Here is a 16906-nt window from a genome sequence, read left to right as displayed (position 1 = left end):
CTATAAAATAAACTATAATTTGTCTTCATATTTAACTGATTGATCCGTTGAATTAGCTTTTTCGGATTGAACTTCAATAACTTGATCGTTAAGTTTCACTTTTAGTTTTTCAGGCTTAGGAGACGAAATCTTGTAATAGATCACCTTTCCCTCTTTCCAAGAGAAATCAACAGTAAAATTACCTCTTGCTTTAAGCCCCTTGACTTCGCCGGAAGCTTTCCACAGGTCAGGAACAGACGGCAAGAGAGCAATGTAGCCTTCGTGACTTTGAATCAGCATTTCTGCAATTCCTGCAGCCGCCCCGAAATTACCATCAATCTGAAAAGGCGGGCCAGCTGAAAGGAGATTAGGATAAACTCCCCCTCCTGCTCCGTAGTTGATATCTGTTCGTAAGGTAGGCTTCAAAAGCTCCCTGAGTAATTTAAAAGACCGGTTACCATCATGCAGCCTTGCCCAAAACAACAACTTATATGCGATCGTCCAACTTGGGCCGTCATCCCCCCTTACTTCCAATGTTTTCTTCGCTGCTTCTGCCAGATCCGGAGTTGAAGAAGGGGTGATTAAAGTTGCCGGGTATAGGCCATAAAGATGTGAGATATGACGATGCTGGGGGTCAGTTTCCTTGTAATCTTCCAACCATTCCATAACTCTTCCGTCACCCGAAATTCTGCCAACAGGCGGAAGCTGCTGCAATTTAGACTTAAGTACCTCTATGAACGACTCGTCCTTGTCAAGCTTCTCCGCAGCATAAATAACATTAGAAAAAAGCTCCCGTACAATTTGATTATCAATAGTAGGTCCTATAGTAACACTGGCAGTTTTACCATTTGGCAGATAGAAAGTATTTTCAGGCGAAACTGAAGGGCCAGTCACCAACCAGCCACTTTTAGGATCTTTAAGTAAAGCATCATTATAAAATTCTGCCGACCCTTTCAGGATAGGATAAATGCTCTTCAAATATTTGAGATCCTTCGTAAAAACATAATGGTCCCATAAATTATTACACAACCACCCCGATCCTGCATTAGCTACACCCCAGGATGCACTCTCTCCAGGTTCTGTAAATCCCCAGACATTAGTAATAACATGAGCTATCCAACCCCTGGCATTATAATAAGCTTTCGCGGTTTTCTCTCCATTTCTAATCAGGCCTCGCACTAATTCTGCTAAGGGCAGATTGAGCTCAGACAAGTTCGAAACTTCAAGAGGCCAGTGATTCATCTGCACATTCACATCAAGATGATAGTCACCATTCCATGGCGTATGTACCTGATGAGCCCAAAGTCCCTGCAAATTTGGAGGAAGAAGACCGGGCCGTGTGCTGCTAATCGATAAATACCGTCCGTATTGATAGAACAAGGCCGGTAAAGCTTTATCTGCCTGGGGGTTATTGTAAAAGGCTTCAAGACGTCTGTCTGTGGTCAAAGCAGAATTCTCACCATTGCCCAAATTGATGCTTACCCTGGAAAAAAGCCTCGAGAAATTCCGGACATGACGCTCCTTTTGCGTTTCATAGTTCTTCTTCATTGCGACAGCAAGCTCCTTATCGATCGTTCTGGTGAAATCCTGATCTCTAAAATCGGTTCCGGCTGAAATGAAAATCAATATCTCGGAAGCATTTTTGATAACGAGGCTATTAGCAGTAGCCACCTGTGACCCGTCTTTTATCTGAGCACGTAACTTCACCATATATTGCATCCCTTTACCGTCCGTTCCGTTATCCAGCTGTCCGCTCATCCGCAGCTCCGTCCCCCGCGTTTCTGTCTTAAATCTCTCCGGCCTGCTTAAACTAAGGGAACAATTAAGTATACCCGGCCGGTCGGCAGTTAACCTGATGATGTTGACATCGTCATCGAAGCTTGTAAAATACTCCCTTCTATAGTTTACCCCATTGATCTTAAAGGAACTGGAAGCTATTGCCTTATCCAAAACTAATTCCCGGTTATAGTTCTCAAATTTTTCCGGATGAGATACACCAGCAGATTCGTCAGAATATTGAAAATTAAGATCAAGCTGGCCCATTACCTGGAATTTTCCCCATTGACGGCCGCCTGATCCAGGTCCCTTACATACAAATTCCTTATTCACCAGCTCCTGGGCCTCATCATTTTTCCCTTCCATAAGGAGTTTCCTGATTTCCGGAAGAACCTTATACGCATTATAGTTATTCGCATCCTGCGGACTTCCCGACCATAAGGTAATATCATTAAGGATGATTTTTTCTGTAATCACTCCCCCGTCGGGAGTCATCCCCATTCTGCCATTGCCCAACGGAAGCGTTTCCTCCCACATGCTGGCCGGTTTATCATACCAGAGCTTTAACTCCTGGCTCTGCCCTGCCGAAACCTTCGTGAGGCAGGCAATAAGTAGAATGGTCTTAATAGTTTTTCTGCGGATCATGTTATTCTAAGTGTTCGTTGTAATGTTTCTATCAGTTGCCAGCAAATATGAAGTTTATGCCTAAGCCATAATAATCAACACCGGTTTAAACTGATAATTCTGCACTGTTAAAAGCTTAACGAGACTTGGTGAGTCGTATCAAAAAATCCCTGGTTTACTTCTAAATTTCTTAGTTAATTAGATTGCATAAAATTATCATGATAAATGCCAAATGAACATGGACAAACACTAAAAACGCATGGACAATCTTAACCCTAACACAGGACCAGTCATATACAAAAAGAGCCTGACATTTGCCCGGCTCCTAATCTCATATTTAATCTCTTCTTACTTATACGCAATAAACTTCTGTTCCAGCTTTACTATCTTCTCAAAAAAAGCTTTGAAGCTGGGGTAATCTGCAGGCAAGATCTGCTGAGGACGATCGTTTATAAAATTACGTGTAACAACCAGCGTAGTTGGAGTTTTCAAAGAGTATTGAAGCGAGTACTTCAGATTTTTAAATGAGAAATTCTCGCTGGCTGGAACTTCAATAAATTTTTTCCCTTCAGGCGCGGTGATTTTCACCACCGTCTCATACAGATCCGCATCTTCATAATTCCAGTACTCGATTGGATAAGTACGCTCCTCGGCACTGAATTTATCTACTGAAGCAACTACATCCTGATAATTAATTTTAAAGGTTTGCATACTGCCAATCTCAGCAACCTCGTTGTTTACCTGATAAGAAAAGTTACAAACCACCGAATCTTCCAGGTTATCAAGCCCTTGAAATGACAATTTCTGCACCTTTACAGGATTTTTATACTGATTAGACACAGCCTCCTGCATTTCCTTAAGCCGCTTATCATTGTCTAATGTTTTGTATGTATTTCTTATAGACGAGGATAAATTCCCTGACTTCACAAATTGGACGTCGATCTTTTGATCTGATCCTACTGGCTGTATATCAATTCTTCTCCTGGCAATGTCCTTCGTTTTTGACACGGGATTTAAAACCGTAAGCTCCGATGCAGGCATTCCATTTTTGGATGGAATTTCCAGTATAATGCTCCCATCAAATTATTGGGTAAACTGGCGAAAGGCAGTTCACTGTCGGTTAGCTCCAGATAATAGTCCTTATTGTCGAGGTTAGCTTTTACGATGCAATGGTTGAAATCCATCCCAGGCAGCACCAGATCCTTAACTCCGTTATCCCTGGTATCAACAAGGACCATCTGCGCTTTAATCCCGGCCATTTTTGCAAGGGTGACAAAAAGATTTGACAAGTCTTTGCAATCTCCCAGCCTCGTGGTTAAGGTTAAAGCCGCCTTTTGAGGGATATAAGCACTTTGTCTGAACGACACTGAGCTGTAACGGATATTCTTCTCAATATAATCGTAAATCTTTTTTCCTTTCTGAAACTCAGTAAGCTGCTTTCCTCCGACCGGAAAAATGGTGGCATATACATCTTTTAAATAGTGATTTTCTTCAGTGCGGTTATTGATAACATCAGCATACCAGCCCGAAATCTCACTCCATGCAGGAATAGTGGAGATGTGCAATACGTCGCTGACATCAACCGATTGAGGCATAAGAGGCTCATCTTTATCCGGCTCAGGATTTAAGATTCCCCATGCGTACTTTTTAAAGTTTTCTACAGTACTTATCTCAGGCTTGATTCCGGATTTGTTAAAATAAGAATTGATCTTTTTATCTTCTGGTGCCAGCAGATTGTAGCGGGTAATGGCAGAATATATTTTTCCACCGAAATAATATTTGTCTTTAAATTCTTTTGCGAAGCGTCCATAATAAAAACTTTGTAAACGATACTTAAGATAAACAATATCACCAGCTTCCAGGTTAGTGAATACAATTTCATTATTTTATTTCTCCCCCTCAATTCTGGCTCCGTTCTTTTTAATGATCTCTGCTTTCTCGATCAGCAATTCCTGCGAGTTGTTATAGCCGATGGAAGTTTCTTTATATCTATCAACACCGGTCTGATTCATAATTCTTAGTACGGTATTAATATATTCCTCCGTAGCACCTCCCGGGTAGATCACAACATCTTTTTGGTCGAGTATATAGTAATATCCATAGTCGGTATTCTTCGCCTGATCGATCTTATCAGCGTTAATAACCTGATTTACATCAACCGTTGGCAGCAGCCTTAACTCCGGCTTCCCGCCCAGTTTTCTGATCTTATTGATGATATCATATTGGTTTGGATCGCATTTCAACGATTTTTCATAGGCCTCCTGTGCTTTAGCCGTATTTTTTTGTTCACTTAACATATCGCCCAAACTAGCCCAATAACGCTCATCGTAACTACTTAGTGAAAGGGCTTTGTTAATATAATCCTGAGCCTTACTGTACTGCTTGATCCCATAGTAATACTGAGCCAGGTCGCTAAAGCCGGATGGGCTGTACGGAAAACTTTTGGCTATAATCTCTTTTATTGCCAGTGCTTTATCCTGCTTACCCAAATCGGTCAGTATTTCCTGAAAGCGAACCCATGCAGCATTATTATAGTTATTTTTCATGTAGTTCTCGTAAACAGAAAGCGCAGCCTTATTATTCTTATACACCTCTTTGTTAATGGTGTACATCATGTTCAGGACTGTCGTATTCTCCGGATACAACTGATACATTTTTTCCGAAAGCTTGATCAGGTCTTCGTACTTCTTCTCATGGTTGAGTATTCCAATCTTATATCCGTAAGTTGTTTCATCTTCCCCATAAAGCCTAATACGCTTTTCAAGTTCGGCTTCAACCTCGCTGAACTTTTCACTATCATACAGATGCTTCAATTGATAGTCAAGAACGAACAAACTTTCAGGATCGGCCTCTTTAACCTTCTGGATATTTGTAAAGAATTTATCACATGCTGACAGTAAATAATATTTAGGCGTATCAGCGAATTCCGCACATGCCCAACCCGCTCTGTTTTAACGGAATAATCCTTGCCCCTGTTGCTTAATTTGCGTTCCGTCTTGTTTTTAAAAACGACAATATCACACTTGCTGAGATGACAAAGGCAATCACAAGCAGAGATATAAAAATGGGAATCTTAAATACGTCAATAAAAACCATCTTCACGCCCACGAACACTAGTATCAGAGCCAATCCGTACGTCAAATAAACGAACCGGTCGATCAGGTGAGCAAGGGCGAAATAAAGAGAGCGAAGCCCAAGGATTGCAAAAACATTCGAAGTATAGACCATAAACTCATCCTGGGTGATGGCTAATATGGCTGGGATACTGTCGACCGCGAAAATCAGATCGGTCGCTTCGATGAACAGCAACACAAGAAAGAGAGGCGTCGCATGTGTCCTACCGTTTTCCCTGATAAAAAACTTTTCACTCTGTATCCCCTGGCTGACGGGGATTATCCTCCTCACTAACCGGATAAATATGTTTTTTTCCGGCTCCAGCTTCTTGTCTTTCTCGGAAAACATTTTATAACCGGTGTATATCAGGAAAACTCCAAAAAGGTATACTGTCCAATGGAATTTTTCAATCAGAGCAACCCCTGCAAAAATGAAAATTACCCTCATTACAAGTGCTCCCAGGATTCCCCAGAACAGTACCTTGTGTTGATAAATCGGAGGAATTTGGAAATATCTGAATACCAGCACAAAGACGAAGATATTATCGACACTTAAAGATTTTTCAACAAGATAACCAGTGAGAAACTCGAGTGCTTTCTGCTCCCCATACCAATAATACACAAATACGTTGAACACCAAAGCCAAACTGACCCAAATCCCTGACCAGATTAAAGCCTCTTTAATCGTAATTATGTGAACCTTTCTGTTGAAAATGCCCAGATCGAGAGCCAGCATTAACAACACAAATAAGTTGAACTCTAACCAGAATGCTTGTGTATGCATTTTGCAAATTATTAAGTTTACATAAAACGGGAACTAGGAAAACTAGTTTTGAGGTACTGATAATTATTCCTTAATTATAGCTTAACTCCTACTTGACTCCCCACGGGCAAATGAAGTTTCGATACTCCCCCCAAATATTCTCACGGGAAGTCTTAGGCCTGTATTAAGTCTTCAGAAGTTTTTAGTAAGCGGGAGATTGATCATTTAGGCAAAAAAATACTTTGTTTATGCAATATTTAACTACCGCAATTTGATTAAATCCGACAGACCTGAAAAAGAAACAAAATTTCTCTTACAAGGTTAGACTACAAAGAAGAAGAAGTATGGATTTCGAATGTGGTAAAGGTGCAATGCCAAATCAAAGAGATGTTATTCTGGAAAGGGAAACAAATCTGAAGATTCAGGTCTTTAATCAAAGTGATGAATTATTCGTACCCAACGGGAAAGAGGTCCATTTCTTTGGAGACAACTTTGGCGAGGTCCTGGCATTTGAGACAATAGGTTATCAGCACGAAAGTGAAGCGTTTATCCTTTCTGCGATTAAATGGTATGCTGACTACCTTGGATTTTCAAAAATGAAGATCTATCGTAATAACCCTATCCTGTAATAGCAATATCACTTCTTTTTTGCTTGTTTTGACAGGGCTGGTGCGGTTGATTTAGCATCCTTGGTATTCTTGTCATTTTGGTAACTCGATGTGCTTTTTGATGCCGAGTCTTCTTTCTTTGCTTTTTTTTCGTTGCCTTTACTCATGACGATTTGCTGTTAGATATGTACAATAAACACCAACTAAAATCTGAACGGAAAAGCTCTCGATGAGATTAGAGTTAGGATATTAGTACAAGACTCAATTCAATGGATTGTTTCAGCGAAAGGGAAAAACATATTAAAAAAGAAAGGGAGTACATAATGCCTCCCCTTCACAAATCAAACCCTACTAAATCTAAACTATGAAATTCTTATTAAAGATACTCGGTATACGCATTGGCAAAAACAGAGTTGCAACCTTTATTTTTCATGACATTCGCATGGCAGGCTTTTTCACCGACTGCTATACCTAGGGTTGTGGGTGCTACTTCTGCAGAGCCGCCTAATGACTCAGCTTCCTAAAATTTATCCAGAAAATCGTCCCACCTTCCTCCGGGTTTTCAATCCAGATGCTGGCATTATGTTTTTCAAGAATTCGTTTAACTATTGCCAGCCCAACGCCTGTACCTTCATAGTTCGAAGAAACGTTTACCCGTTTAAAAAGCTCAAATACCTTAGAATGATCACCGGTATCTATCCCGATCCCATTGTCCTGAACTCTATAAAGAGTTTCAAATTCACCGCCAAACCCTTCCACTGTAACTGTGGGTGGGTTAGAAAGCCGGGAATATTTAACTGCGTTATTGATCAGATTGGCGAATACCTGGTAAAGCATAGTGCGATCGCCATGTATATCAGGGGTTTGATTAACGTTCAGGATCAAGTCAGGATGGCGGAAAGCTAAAACTATTTCTTTTTTTATGGCACCCAGAAGTTCATTCATATTGATCAGTTGAAACTGAGTTTCCGACCGTCCCACTCTTGAGTAGTCGAGTACTTCTGCAATCAGGGTATTCATTCTGGTTATTCCCACACTGATGCGGGCTGCAAACCCTCGGCCGTCTTCATTTAATGACTTGTTTCTTTCTAGCAGTTGAGCATAGCCTTTTATGACCGTAAGAGGCGTTTTTAGATCATGAGAGATAGTGCTGCTGAACATTTCCAGCTCCTGATAGGCTTCCTTTAGTCTTTCATTTAAGATCCTGACTTCGCTGGCTTTTTTATTGATAACATAAAGGAGCTCTTCCTTGAAACGTACCGCTTTATTTTGCTCATACACTGTCCACGCTTCGGATGTTTCTTTTAAGATCTTTTTAAATTCTTCAAAAGATCTTCTTGGTGAAATAGAAAATTCTCCATCAGGCCCGGGTTCCACCGGCTTGTCCGGATTTCCAGCCCATGCAATGCTCTGCACATATTCCGGCTTGAACCAGATGATATACTCCTTTAATTCCTTTGAAAGCGCGCAAGCTAAAATTCCACTGGCAACATCCACATATTCCTTAGCTTCCGGAATAAATTCACTTAGCTTAGTAGTATAAAACACAGGGTCAACCTGAGTTTTGGCGAGCCAATTTATGATTCCTGATATCTGCTCATCTGAAGGCACATTACCATCTTTAACCACGTTACCTTCATATACAAGATATGCCCCACCAGCACGTACAATATTTTTAAACGATCCAGAAGAGCTAAGCACAGCCTGCAGTATTCCTTCTTCTCTTCTTAACTTTGAAACAATATGGTCAAATTCTGCCTTATACTTTTTTTGTTCAATATTAGCAATCTCTTCTTCTTTAAATTCGATAAGAGAAGAAACGACTTGGCCGAACAACAGAGCTGCTTCTCTGATTTTACGACTAATGTGTTTAGCCGTGTAGTTATGGCAGGCGATCAATCCCCACAGCTTCCCCTTACAGATCAAAGAAATACTGAAACTTGAAGCCACTCCCATATTCTTTAAGTATTGGATATGCATTGGGGACACTGAACGAATTGAAGAATAAGTCAGATCAATCGGCTCATTGAGAAAGGACAAAATTGCAGAAACAGAGCTATTTACATCTGCAATTAACCTGACCTTATTAATCTTATAGAGGTTTCTGGCCTGCTCCGGAATATCTGAAGCAGGGTAATGAAGATGCAGAAAAGGATCCAGATCCTCCTCTTTTGCTTCAGCTATTACTTTTCCATGAGCATCCTCCAAAAATTGATAGATCATTACCCTGTCAAATCCAATGATCCCTTTAACCTTTTCTACTGAATAATTCAGAATATCCGGCAGATTATCCACTGCAAGGATAAAGGAAATATCTTTTCCTACTTCATTATGAATATCGATGGAGTTTTGTTCTTCAAGCAATTCAAATTCCAGGTATATATATTCCTGATGAATATAAAGCGAGAGATCGAGGCTTTTTCCATTAAATGATATGGCACGGGTTTGCGTTTCATTTTTTCTCGCTGCCTCTACCAATGTCATTAAAGGGGAATCAGAACCATCTCTCGAAAGATATTTCTCCAGTGTGTTAAGGCCTCTGCCAAGGAGTTCGCCGGCAGCGATGTTTAAATGATCTAAAATATTACTACTTACATAAGTTATAATATTAGAAGATGACTGTGCGACTACCAGAAACCCACAGGTTTGAACGGCTCCGGGAATATGGATCGGTTCAGTGGCGCAATTACTTAAATCTATTCTCACTTTTGGCATCGAATTCTTTTCCTCTAGGTATGCTGGGCAAAAATACTATTTATTATTCCGCAAGCTGCTATCTGTTAATAATTATTAAAGTGTTAGATAGGATTTTTAATTATAAGATTAATCTCACGCATAATCCGCAGCTGGATAGGAAGAAGACATTCCTGCCATAAAGGGTTTACAAGTAGAAACAGTTTCCTTTACAACAACGCTTTAGCATTGGTTGAAGGCTAATTAAGTGCTATGTTTGATATGCCCTCCATGTACCTATGAAAATGCCCCGGCTGCCCCCACAGTCCGGGGTTTATTTTGCTTCTAAAACAATTCTGCGGAAATGATATTATTAGAAAAAAAGGAGGAATTTTATGTTACGCAGCATTCAAAGTTTGAAGAACTTTACGATGATGGCAACAGACGGTGAAATAGGAAAGGTCAAGGATTTTTATTTTGATGATCAGACCTGGACACTCCGTTACCTGGTAGTTGAAACCGGAAACTGGCTATTTGGCCGCAAGGTACTTATTTCAACAACTGCATTGCACGCCCCCGACTGGGATACGCATTCGTTTCCAGTTAATCTTACGAAAGATCAGATTAAGCACAGCCCTGATATTGACACAGAAAAACCCGTATCTCGCCAACAGGAGGCTAGTTTACATAGTCACTATTTGTGGCCCGTTGAAGGAGGCCTCGGCTTTATGACCACCGGAATGGTGGGCGGTGTAGTTCCGCCAGAGGTGGCGTTTGACGACCAGATTGCACAGGAGTTAAACAAAGAAGATACCGGTCAGGCAAAAGAAAACCACTTAAGGAGTTTTAAGCATTTAAGAAGTTATCAGATCCGTAATGCCGACGATGAAATTGGTGAAGTGGAAGACTTTTTAATTGATGACAACAAGTGGACCCTGCCTTATCTAGTAGTTGATACAGGAAACTGGTATGCAGGGAAAATGATATTGGTCCCATCGCGGTTCATTGACAGGATTGAATGGGAAAGCACATCGGTTTATCTGCTCAAATCCGTTCATTCGCTAAAAAACAGTCCGGAGTTTGATTATACCAAGCCGCTAAATGAAGAATATTTGAGAAGTTTTGATCTTGGAAACATGAATTAGTGTGATCCGGATGGGTAAATACCGCTTTATTAAAAAAGGGCAGACTGATTTACAGTACTGCCCTTTCGCTTATTAAACTTAAAGATTATTCACAATCTATCTGTGTCAAATTCACCCCATTGAGAATGACATCGAATTCAGTCCGGCGGTTCAGCTGCTGATCTTCTTCAGAACAGGGCACCCCGTCGTAACAACTGTTTGTCAGGCGGCTTTTGCCATAATACTCTACCCGGATACGTTTTGGCGAAATCCCATGAGAAACGAGGTATGCCTTGGCTGCCTCTCCCCTGCGCAGTGAAAGCGCTTTATTATACCCGGAAGACGCCCTGCTATCACAATGGCTGGCTGTAATAACCGTCATTTCAGGATGGTCCTGCATTAAGCGGACTAATCTCTGTAATGGCAAGCGGGCGTCCTCGCGGATAAAAGACTTATCGAGATCATAGTAAATGTTCTCCACCTTGAATACTTTTTTTAATGAGTCGCAGTTTCTGGTTACCCATAATTGTGATTTATTGGCTCTCTCAAGCAACAAATTGACTACAATCGTGCTATCATCTTTTATGCCTGCAGAACTGATGAAAACTCTTTTGGTTACATAACCGGGATGCATACCGATCACTTCATAATCCGTTTCTTTTACAAGTTCTTTTCCAAAATCTCCCTTACGCCTGACAAAAAGAGTATCTGTACCGTAACTATGCTGAAGGTATACCTGTCCCTTAAGAGGGATCTTTGTATAGGCATCCAGAAGCACTCCTTCAAGCTTCACGTGGTAATTTTGGCGTCTATACTCGAAAATATCATCACTGCCATCCCGGTTCGAGCTGAAATAGCCTGATTTGCCGTCAGCGCTTCTGATCATCCCAAAATCATCAGCAAAGCTGTTGATCGGCGCGCCCAGGTTTTTAGGAACTCCCTGTGGCTTGAGGTCTTTAATAATTACTTCAAAAATATCAAGACCTCCAAAACCAGCGTATCCCGTAGATGAGAACAATAAAACTCCGTCATTTGCAAATGAGGGAAACAGCTCGTTGCCTTCTGTATTAATCTTAGGTCCCATGTTAACCGGTTTGCCCCAAAATCTTCCCTCGCCAGCGCGAACGCAGTAATACAGATCTGTACCTCCAAAACCTCCGGGTTTATCAGACGCAAAAATCAGAATATTACCGTCTTTGCTTAGTGCCGGATGTCCTACTGAGTATTCATCGTTATTATATGGGAAAGCTTCAATCTTAGTCCAGTCTGTACCACTTGCTGTATACAGTTTAAGCTTCATCGTACCGTCGTCGCTTTTGCCAATATTACCCTTTTGATAGTTATTCCTGGTGAACATCAGGGAACCTTCGGGCATGAGTGCGGCAGCTCCCTCGTTAAACTTACTGTTTACTTTTCCGGCTACGGGTAAAATAGTAAGGCCAGGATTTTCATCGGCCATGGTATTTTTCAGCCAGGTATTGTTAAGTTCTCCAAGGGTTTTACTATCGTTGCTTGTAGGAGCAGTATCATCATCGTTAAAGATAAACTGCTGACTTTTTTTCGCAGCAGGGGCTGCTGAAGACGAGCCCGCGGAGACCGCCTCGAGGCTTTCTACATAATATAGATTTGAATAAGGGGTTTGATCCCAGCCAAACACCGGCGTAATGAGCTTTGACTCAAGACGGTTGCTGGTAAATAGCAGGCCATTTTTATAGTATACTGGCGAATATTCGGCAGCTACAGTATTCAATTTCGTTTTAGAAACCTTCCATTCTGCATTATCTTCCATGGAAAATGCTCCCGCCTTTATAAAAGAAGTAGCCCTTTTGTCGCCTGGAACCAGCTTCAGGTATTTGCGATACCAGTTTTCTGATAGCTCATATTGTTCCTTGTTAGCCAGTGCTTCTGCATAGTGCAGGGCCCAGGAGGATTTAAGTCCGGGCTGAGCGCTTAATTTGGCAAACCAATACAGAGCTTCGTCGTAATTACGAAGGTTGCGGTTACAATAAGCCATGAGCTCCTGCGCACGTACGTTTGTAGAATCCTGTTTTAATACCGGCTCAAGATATTTTATTGTTGAAAGGAAACGCAGGTTCTTGTATTCTTTCTCAGCCATCTTAAGCTGAGGTTTAATTTTGGAAGACTGGGCTATTGACTTTTCAAAAAATGCCGCCAGTAACACTAGAACTATGATATAATATTTCTTCACGTACATTAAATTTAAAAGTATCTTGGTGAAAGCACTTTATTTTTGTCTAAACCGAACTCATAACGCAGCATAATTTCATGACCGCCTGAATTCACAGATTTCAGATTGGTGATACTATGGTCATAAGCATATCCGATGCGGATCTGCGGTGTGGCCTGAAGTTCGAACAATCCCGCAATGTCAGCGTTGGTGCGGTATGAAGCGCCGATCGAAAAAGTATTTTTGATCCAGAGGTTGAGGTTGGCATCGCCCTCTACAGGTGCACCCTTCACTCCCTTTATCAATACAGATGGTTTTAACTTAAAATCCTCGTCCAGATTAAACACATATCCCGACATAAAAAAGAGATGAAAATGCTGTTTATTTAACTTAGACTGGTAATCTTTATTTCCAGGTAAGGCATTAGCAAGTAATTGCGGAGACGAAAGCCCCAGGTAAAACTTATCAGAGTTGTAATAAACGCCAGTACCAAAATTGAATAGCACAGTGTTAACATCGCTGCTGAAAGCATTATCATAGGATGGACCTGAAGGCTCCAGCCGTGCACGGGTATAGTCCGCTTTATACTGGCTTACACTTCCCTGCAGTCCGAAAGAAAGACTTGCTTTATCCATACGTATACGGTATGCATAGGTAGCGACGGCGCCGTTCGTTGCTGTGATTCCAAGCTTGTCTGAAAACACCTGTAATCCAAGCCCAACCCTTTTATTACTAATGGGCGCATCGATGGTAAAGGTGGTAGTTTCTGGAGCTCCGTCCATTCCCGTCCACTGACTGCGATACAAGGCTGTTGCTGAGATCACGTTCCGGCTACCTGCGTATGCGGGATTTAAAGCCATCGTATTAAACATATATTGCGTAAACATGGCCTCCTGCTGGGCAAAAGCAGTGGTTGCGCTAAGTATCAGACTTATTAAAAAGGTTGATAAACCTAATGTTATTTTTCTTGTCTTCATTATTATTTTTACAAGTGTTCTTACCTGTTCAGTGTGATATAACCTGAGTACTTATCTGTACCTCCCAAATGGATAATGTAGTAGTAGGTACCTGTCGGCAGATCCTGTCCCAGGCAAAGTTTTTCCTGGCACCTGCCGTCCCAGTCGTTTTGATAGTCAGCTGATCTGTACACCCGGTTTCCCCAGCGGTTGAAGATCTCGATCTCTATTTTTCCGCCCCTGGCATTTCTGATAACAAAAGTGTCGTTGGTGCCGTCGTTATTGGGAGAAAATCCTTCAGGAATAAAGAGTTCAGGAAACAACATTTCTACTATAGTAGGATCCTTAGGGCTAACGTCTCCTGCAACAAAAGGATCCGGATTGGTTCCTGTTGTTGACTGATCTTCCGTTGGGTCGCTGTTTCCTGCGGAGACACCTCTGGCAAACGCAGTGTTGAGAAATAAGCCTTCCTTAGTAGTTAATCTCACATTTACCGTGAGCTCCACAGTTTGGGTGGTGTTAGCTGCCAGCGTGCTTGAAGGGTCGAGCATCTCCGTGACAGCAAATCCATTGAAATTATTCGCTGCTACCAGGGTTCCACTTGCTGTAAGCGATTTAATGATGAACTCAGCGCCTGTAAAGGTAAGGCCCAGGTCGTCTTTCAAACTTACATTCAATAAACTTTTCGTTCCGATATTTTTAAGACTGAACAGGTATTTTATATCATAGCTGCCATTTAACGAACGTGTGATGGTGCTCACGGCTTTCGCCAGACCTATTACAGGACTGGGAACATCATCGACATTGATCGTCACCGTAGCTGGAGCTGATATTGCTCCCAGATTGTCCTTTATGGTGTAGGTAAACACATCGATACCCGTAAAACCGGCGTTAGGGGTATATCTGTATTGTCCATTGCCGAGAGGGCTTAAGGTACCATTGGCCGGCTGCTGCACTTGCACGGTCTGGTTGTTTACCGTACCGTCGGTATCGGATGTCAGCGTAGGCAGGTCTATGATTGGATCCGGGGCATTGTAACGAAGACGGATCGTCGAATCGCGTCCTGCAGGCGGATTGTTGATTATTAACTTAACTGTTATAGGCAAAGATTCTGTGCCATCAGGTTTCCTCAATTTATAGGTAAGCTCATCAGGACCCCAGTAATCCAGGGTCGGACTGTAAGTAAGTGATCCATCTGTAGCAATAACTGCCGTCCCATGCGCAGGTTGCGTGATCTGTATTGCTTCTGAGTCTGTTCCATCGGGACCGTCGTTTGTTTTAACGTTAAAGGGCACCGTTAGGGACGTATTTTTGTTAATGAAGGGAACCTCATCATCAACACCTTTAGGTAATGGTTTTACGTCAAAGTAAACAAACGCCGGGTTAGATTGCAATCCGTTTTTATCTTTAACATAATAGATTAAAAAATCCGGACCAGTATAGTTAGGATCTGGTTTATAGATAATATTTCCATTAGCATCTACGGTGGGAGGCTCTGATGCATGTTGAGGCCCGGTAACAATTGTCACCGAAGTTGGGTCAATGTCTTCATCACCCTTAATGTCATTATTCAAAACATTTACTGTGTTTGGCTTGCCCTGATATACACTTAATGGATTGCTTTCAGAAATGTCATTCACGGCAGTTGGAGGGATTACGGCATTCTCCCTATAAATGTCGATACGAAGGTTCCGGATCTCATGTATATTTCTGTATGTACCAGTTGATGCAGCAAAACCGTAGCTTAGTTGAGGGGGCGCTTGTTCCAGGTAGGGATATTTGTCAATTACAGTAACCATTTTAGATGGCATCCCTCCAACTTCAATTCTAACGGTGATATTATATCCAACATCACCAATCCGTGGCGCTATATCGATGTACGCCTTACGGTATCCCTGGTCTTCGGTATTAGTAACACGTGGACCGGCACCTATTGTAAAGGAGGGAGTAAGTTCGTTGGTTTCAACACTTGTAAGAAAATTATAACTACTTGCCTCAGATCCACGTAAGGTCACTGTTTCCCTTTTTCTATCAGCTTCTGGTACACCTCCGTTCCGGCTCTCAATATTTGTAGCAAAGTTGCCAAATTCATCGAAACCTACACCAAGATAGGCTCCCTTTAAACCCGGTGATGTTTCTCCTTGTCCGGAATAGGCAGCATATCCCAGCGAGCCCCCGAAGCCCCCGATCGTAGGCTGAACGGATGCATCGAAAAGAAAGAAACAAATACCATCGGCACCTTCTCCTCCGCCGCCGTAAGTGAAATATTCGAACTCAATGGAAAGCCCTTTGTCGAAAGGAAACTTCGTTTGGCTAAAAATATGGCCTTTTTGATTTTCAGTATTTTCAGTCAGGCGAAGGTAACCTTTGCCTTCCCCATCGTTAAGGGGCGCTCCCGCTGTAAGATATGCTTTTGGCAAACCGTCCAGGATCATATCCGGGGCTGTTGATCTCATGAAAGTTTCTTGATAGGGAAAGGGTGAAGTGCTTTGAGCCTGGGCCCCCAAGCCCAAGAACTCTAAGAAAAAGAAAGGAAGAAGAAAAAGTATTAGTTTTCTCATATTACATTCCCCTTACGGGATTATGATTATAAAGTTTAACTGAATCGCAAAAATTACTCATCATAGTCTGCTTTTCGGAAAAGCAGCTGATACTTAGTTCATAGTCAAAGATTACTCCAATCTCGTCGCCGGGAAAAAAACGTATTGATTAAAAACCGGAGATCATACTGTATACAAGCTAAATAGCAGGAAAATTGAAAAAAAATGACAATCGGAAGAGAGGAACCTTACATTGCGGGTAATTAATTGAATTTTCCAATTACGAGCAGAAACATCCCTGCATGTGAGTAATAATTTCCCCAAGAACGATTAATTAAACAGCAATTACATTTATTCATTGCCAGATGAACCGTCTGTTTTTTCAAATACTGGAAAGCCATGGCGGGCTGTTACTCATTATTTTACAGAAAGTGCACTACAGGATCAAAGTATACATTGAGATTTTATGGGGTGAAAATCGTTTTGGCATAATTATAGGATATAGATTATGAGCATCCGCTACGATGAGTTTTAATAAAACACTTTAAAAATTAAGATTAAC

11 protein-coding genes are annotated in these 16906 nt (G+C 41.6%); 2 read left to right on the top strand and 9 right to left on the bottom strand.

Going from position 1 to position 16906, the window contains the following annotated elements; all coding sequences use genetic code 11:
* Positions 1 to 12 precede the first annotated feature (12 nt).
* The 5 genes from J3P37_RS21230 to J3P37_RS21210 form a co-directional block, all read right to left on the bottom strand.
* Positions 13 to 2400: a glycoside hydrolase family 95 protein gene (locus J3P37_RS21230; protein ID WP_256013666.1), complete on the bottom strand. Its 2388-nt coding sequence runs from the start codon at positions 2398 to 2400 to the stop codon at positions 13 to 15.
* Positions 2401 to 2727: 327 nt separating this feature from the next.
* Entirely contained in the window at positions 2728 to 3387 is a 660-nt protein-coding gene (locus J3P37_RS21225) for a DUF3858 domain-containing protein (protein WP_256013663.1), read from the bottom strand.
* Positions 3388 to 3392: 5 nt separating this feature from the next.
* A complete protein-coding gene (locus J3P37_RS21220; RefSeq protein WP_256013661.1) occupies positions 3393 to 3974 on the bottom strand; it encodes a transglutaminase-like domain-containing protein in 582 nt (193 codons plus the stop codon).
* A 291-nt stretch (positions 3975 to 4265) separates the two neighbouring features.
* Positions 4266 to 5213: a DUF3857 domain-containing protein gene (locus J3P37_RS21215; RefSeq protein WP_256013659.1), complete on the bottom strand. Its 948-nt coding sequence runs from the start codon at positions 5211 to 5213 to the stop codon at positions 4266 to 4268.
* Between the two features lie 145 nt (positions 5214 to 5358).
* On the bottom strand, positions 5359 to 6276 hold the full coding sequence (locus J3P37_RS21210; RefSeq protein ID WP_256013656.1) for a TerC family protein: 918 nt from the start codon (positions 6274 to 6276) through the stop codon (positions 5359 to 5361).
* Positions 6277 to 6599: 323 nt separating this feature from the next.
* Here J3P37_RS21210 and J3P37_RS21205 point away from each other — a divergent pair, with 323 nt between their 5' ends.
* Positions 6600 to 6884: a hypothetical protein gene (locus J3P37_RS21205; protein ID WP_256013653.1), complete on the top strand. Its 285-nt coding sequence runs from the start codon at positions 6600 to 6602 to the stop codon at positions 6882 to 6884.
* A gap of 483 nt (positions 6885 to 7367) precedes the next feature.
* Here J3P37_RS21205 and J3P37_RS21200 read toward each other — a convergent pair whose 3' ends face one another.
* Positions 7368 to 9569 (bottom strand): ATP-binding protein, encoded by a 2202-nt coding sequence (locus J3P37_RS21200; protein ID WP_256013651.1) that lies wholly within the window; start codon positions 9567 to 9569, stop codon positions 7368 to 7370.
* Between the two features lie 362 nt (positions 9570 to 9931).
* Between J3P37_RS21200 and J3P37_RS21195 the strand changes: the two genes are divergently transcribed.
* Entirely contained in the window at positions 9932 to 10681 is a 750-nt protein-coding gene (locus J3P37_RS21195; protein ID WP_256013649.1) for a PRC-barrel domain-containing protein, read from the top strand.
* An 85-nt stretch (positions 10682 to 10766) separates the two neighbouring features.
* On the opposite strand, the gene J3P37_RS21190 is transcribed toward J3P37_RS21195, so the two are convergent.
* From J3P37_RS21190 to J3P37_RS21180, 3 genes are read right to left on the bottom strand one after another with little or no spacing between them, the layout of a single operon-like run.
* Positions 10767 to 12875, bottom strand: a complete 2109-nt coding sequence (locus tag J3P37_RS21190; RefSeq protein WP_256013648.1) for an OmpA family protein — start codon at positions 12873 to 12875, stop codon at positions 10767 to 10769.
* A gap of 5 nt (positions 12876 to 12880) precedes the next feature.
* The gene (locus J3P37_RS21185) at positions 12881 to 13825 is read right to left on the bottom strand and encodes a PorP/SprF family type IX secretion system membrane protein (protein ID WP_256013647.1); all 945 of its coding nucleotides are present in this window, start codon (positions 13823 to 13825) and stop codon (positions 12881 to 12883) included.
* Positions 13826 to 13845: 20 nt separating this feature from the next.
* Positions 13846 to 16260 (bottom strand): Ig-like domain-containing protein, encoded by a 2415-nt coding sequence (locus J3P37_RS21180; RefSeq protein WP_256013646.1) that lies wholly within the window; start codon positions 16258 to 16260, stop codon positions 13846 to 13848.
* Positions 16261 to 16906: the final 646 nt, after the last annotated feature.

It is taken from the genome of Desertivirga xinjiangensis, from assembly GCF_024436435.1.
GTDB classification, from domain to species: domain Bacteria; phylum Bacteroidota; class Bacteroidia; order Sphingobacteriales; family Sphingobacteriaceae; genus Desertivirga; species Desertivirga xinjiangensis.
This window is presented reverse-complemented; position numbering and strand designations above follow the sequence as displayed.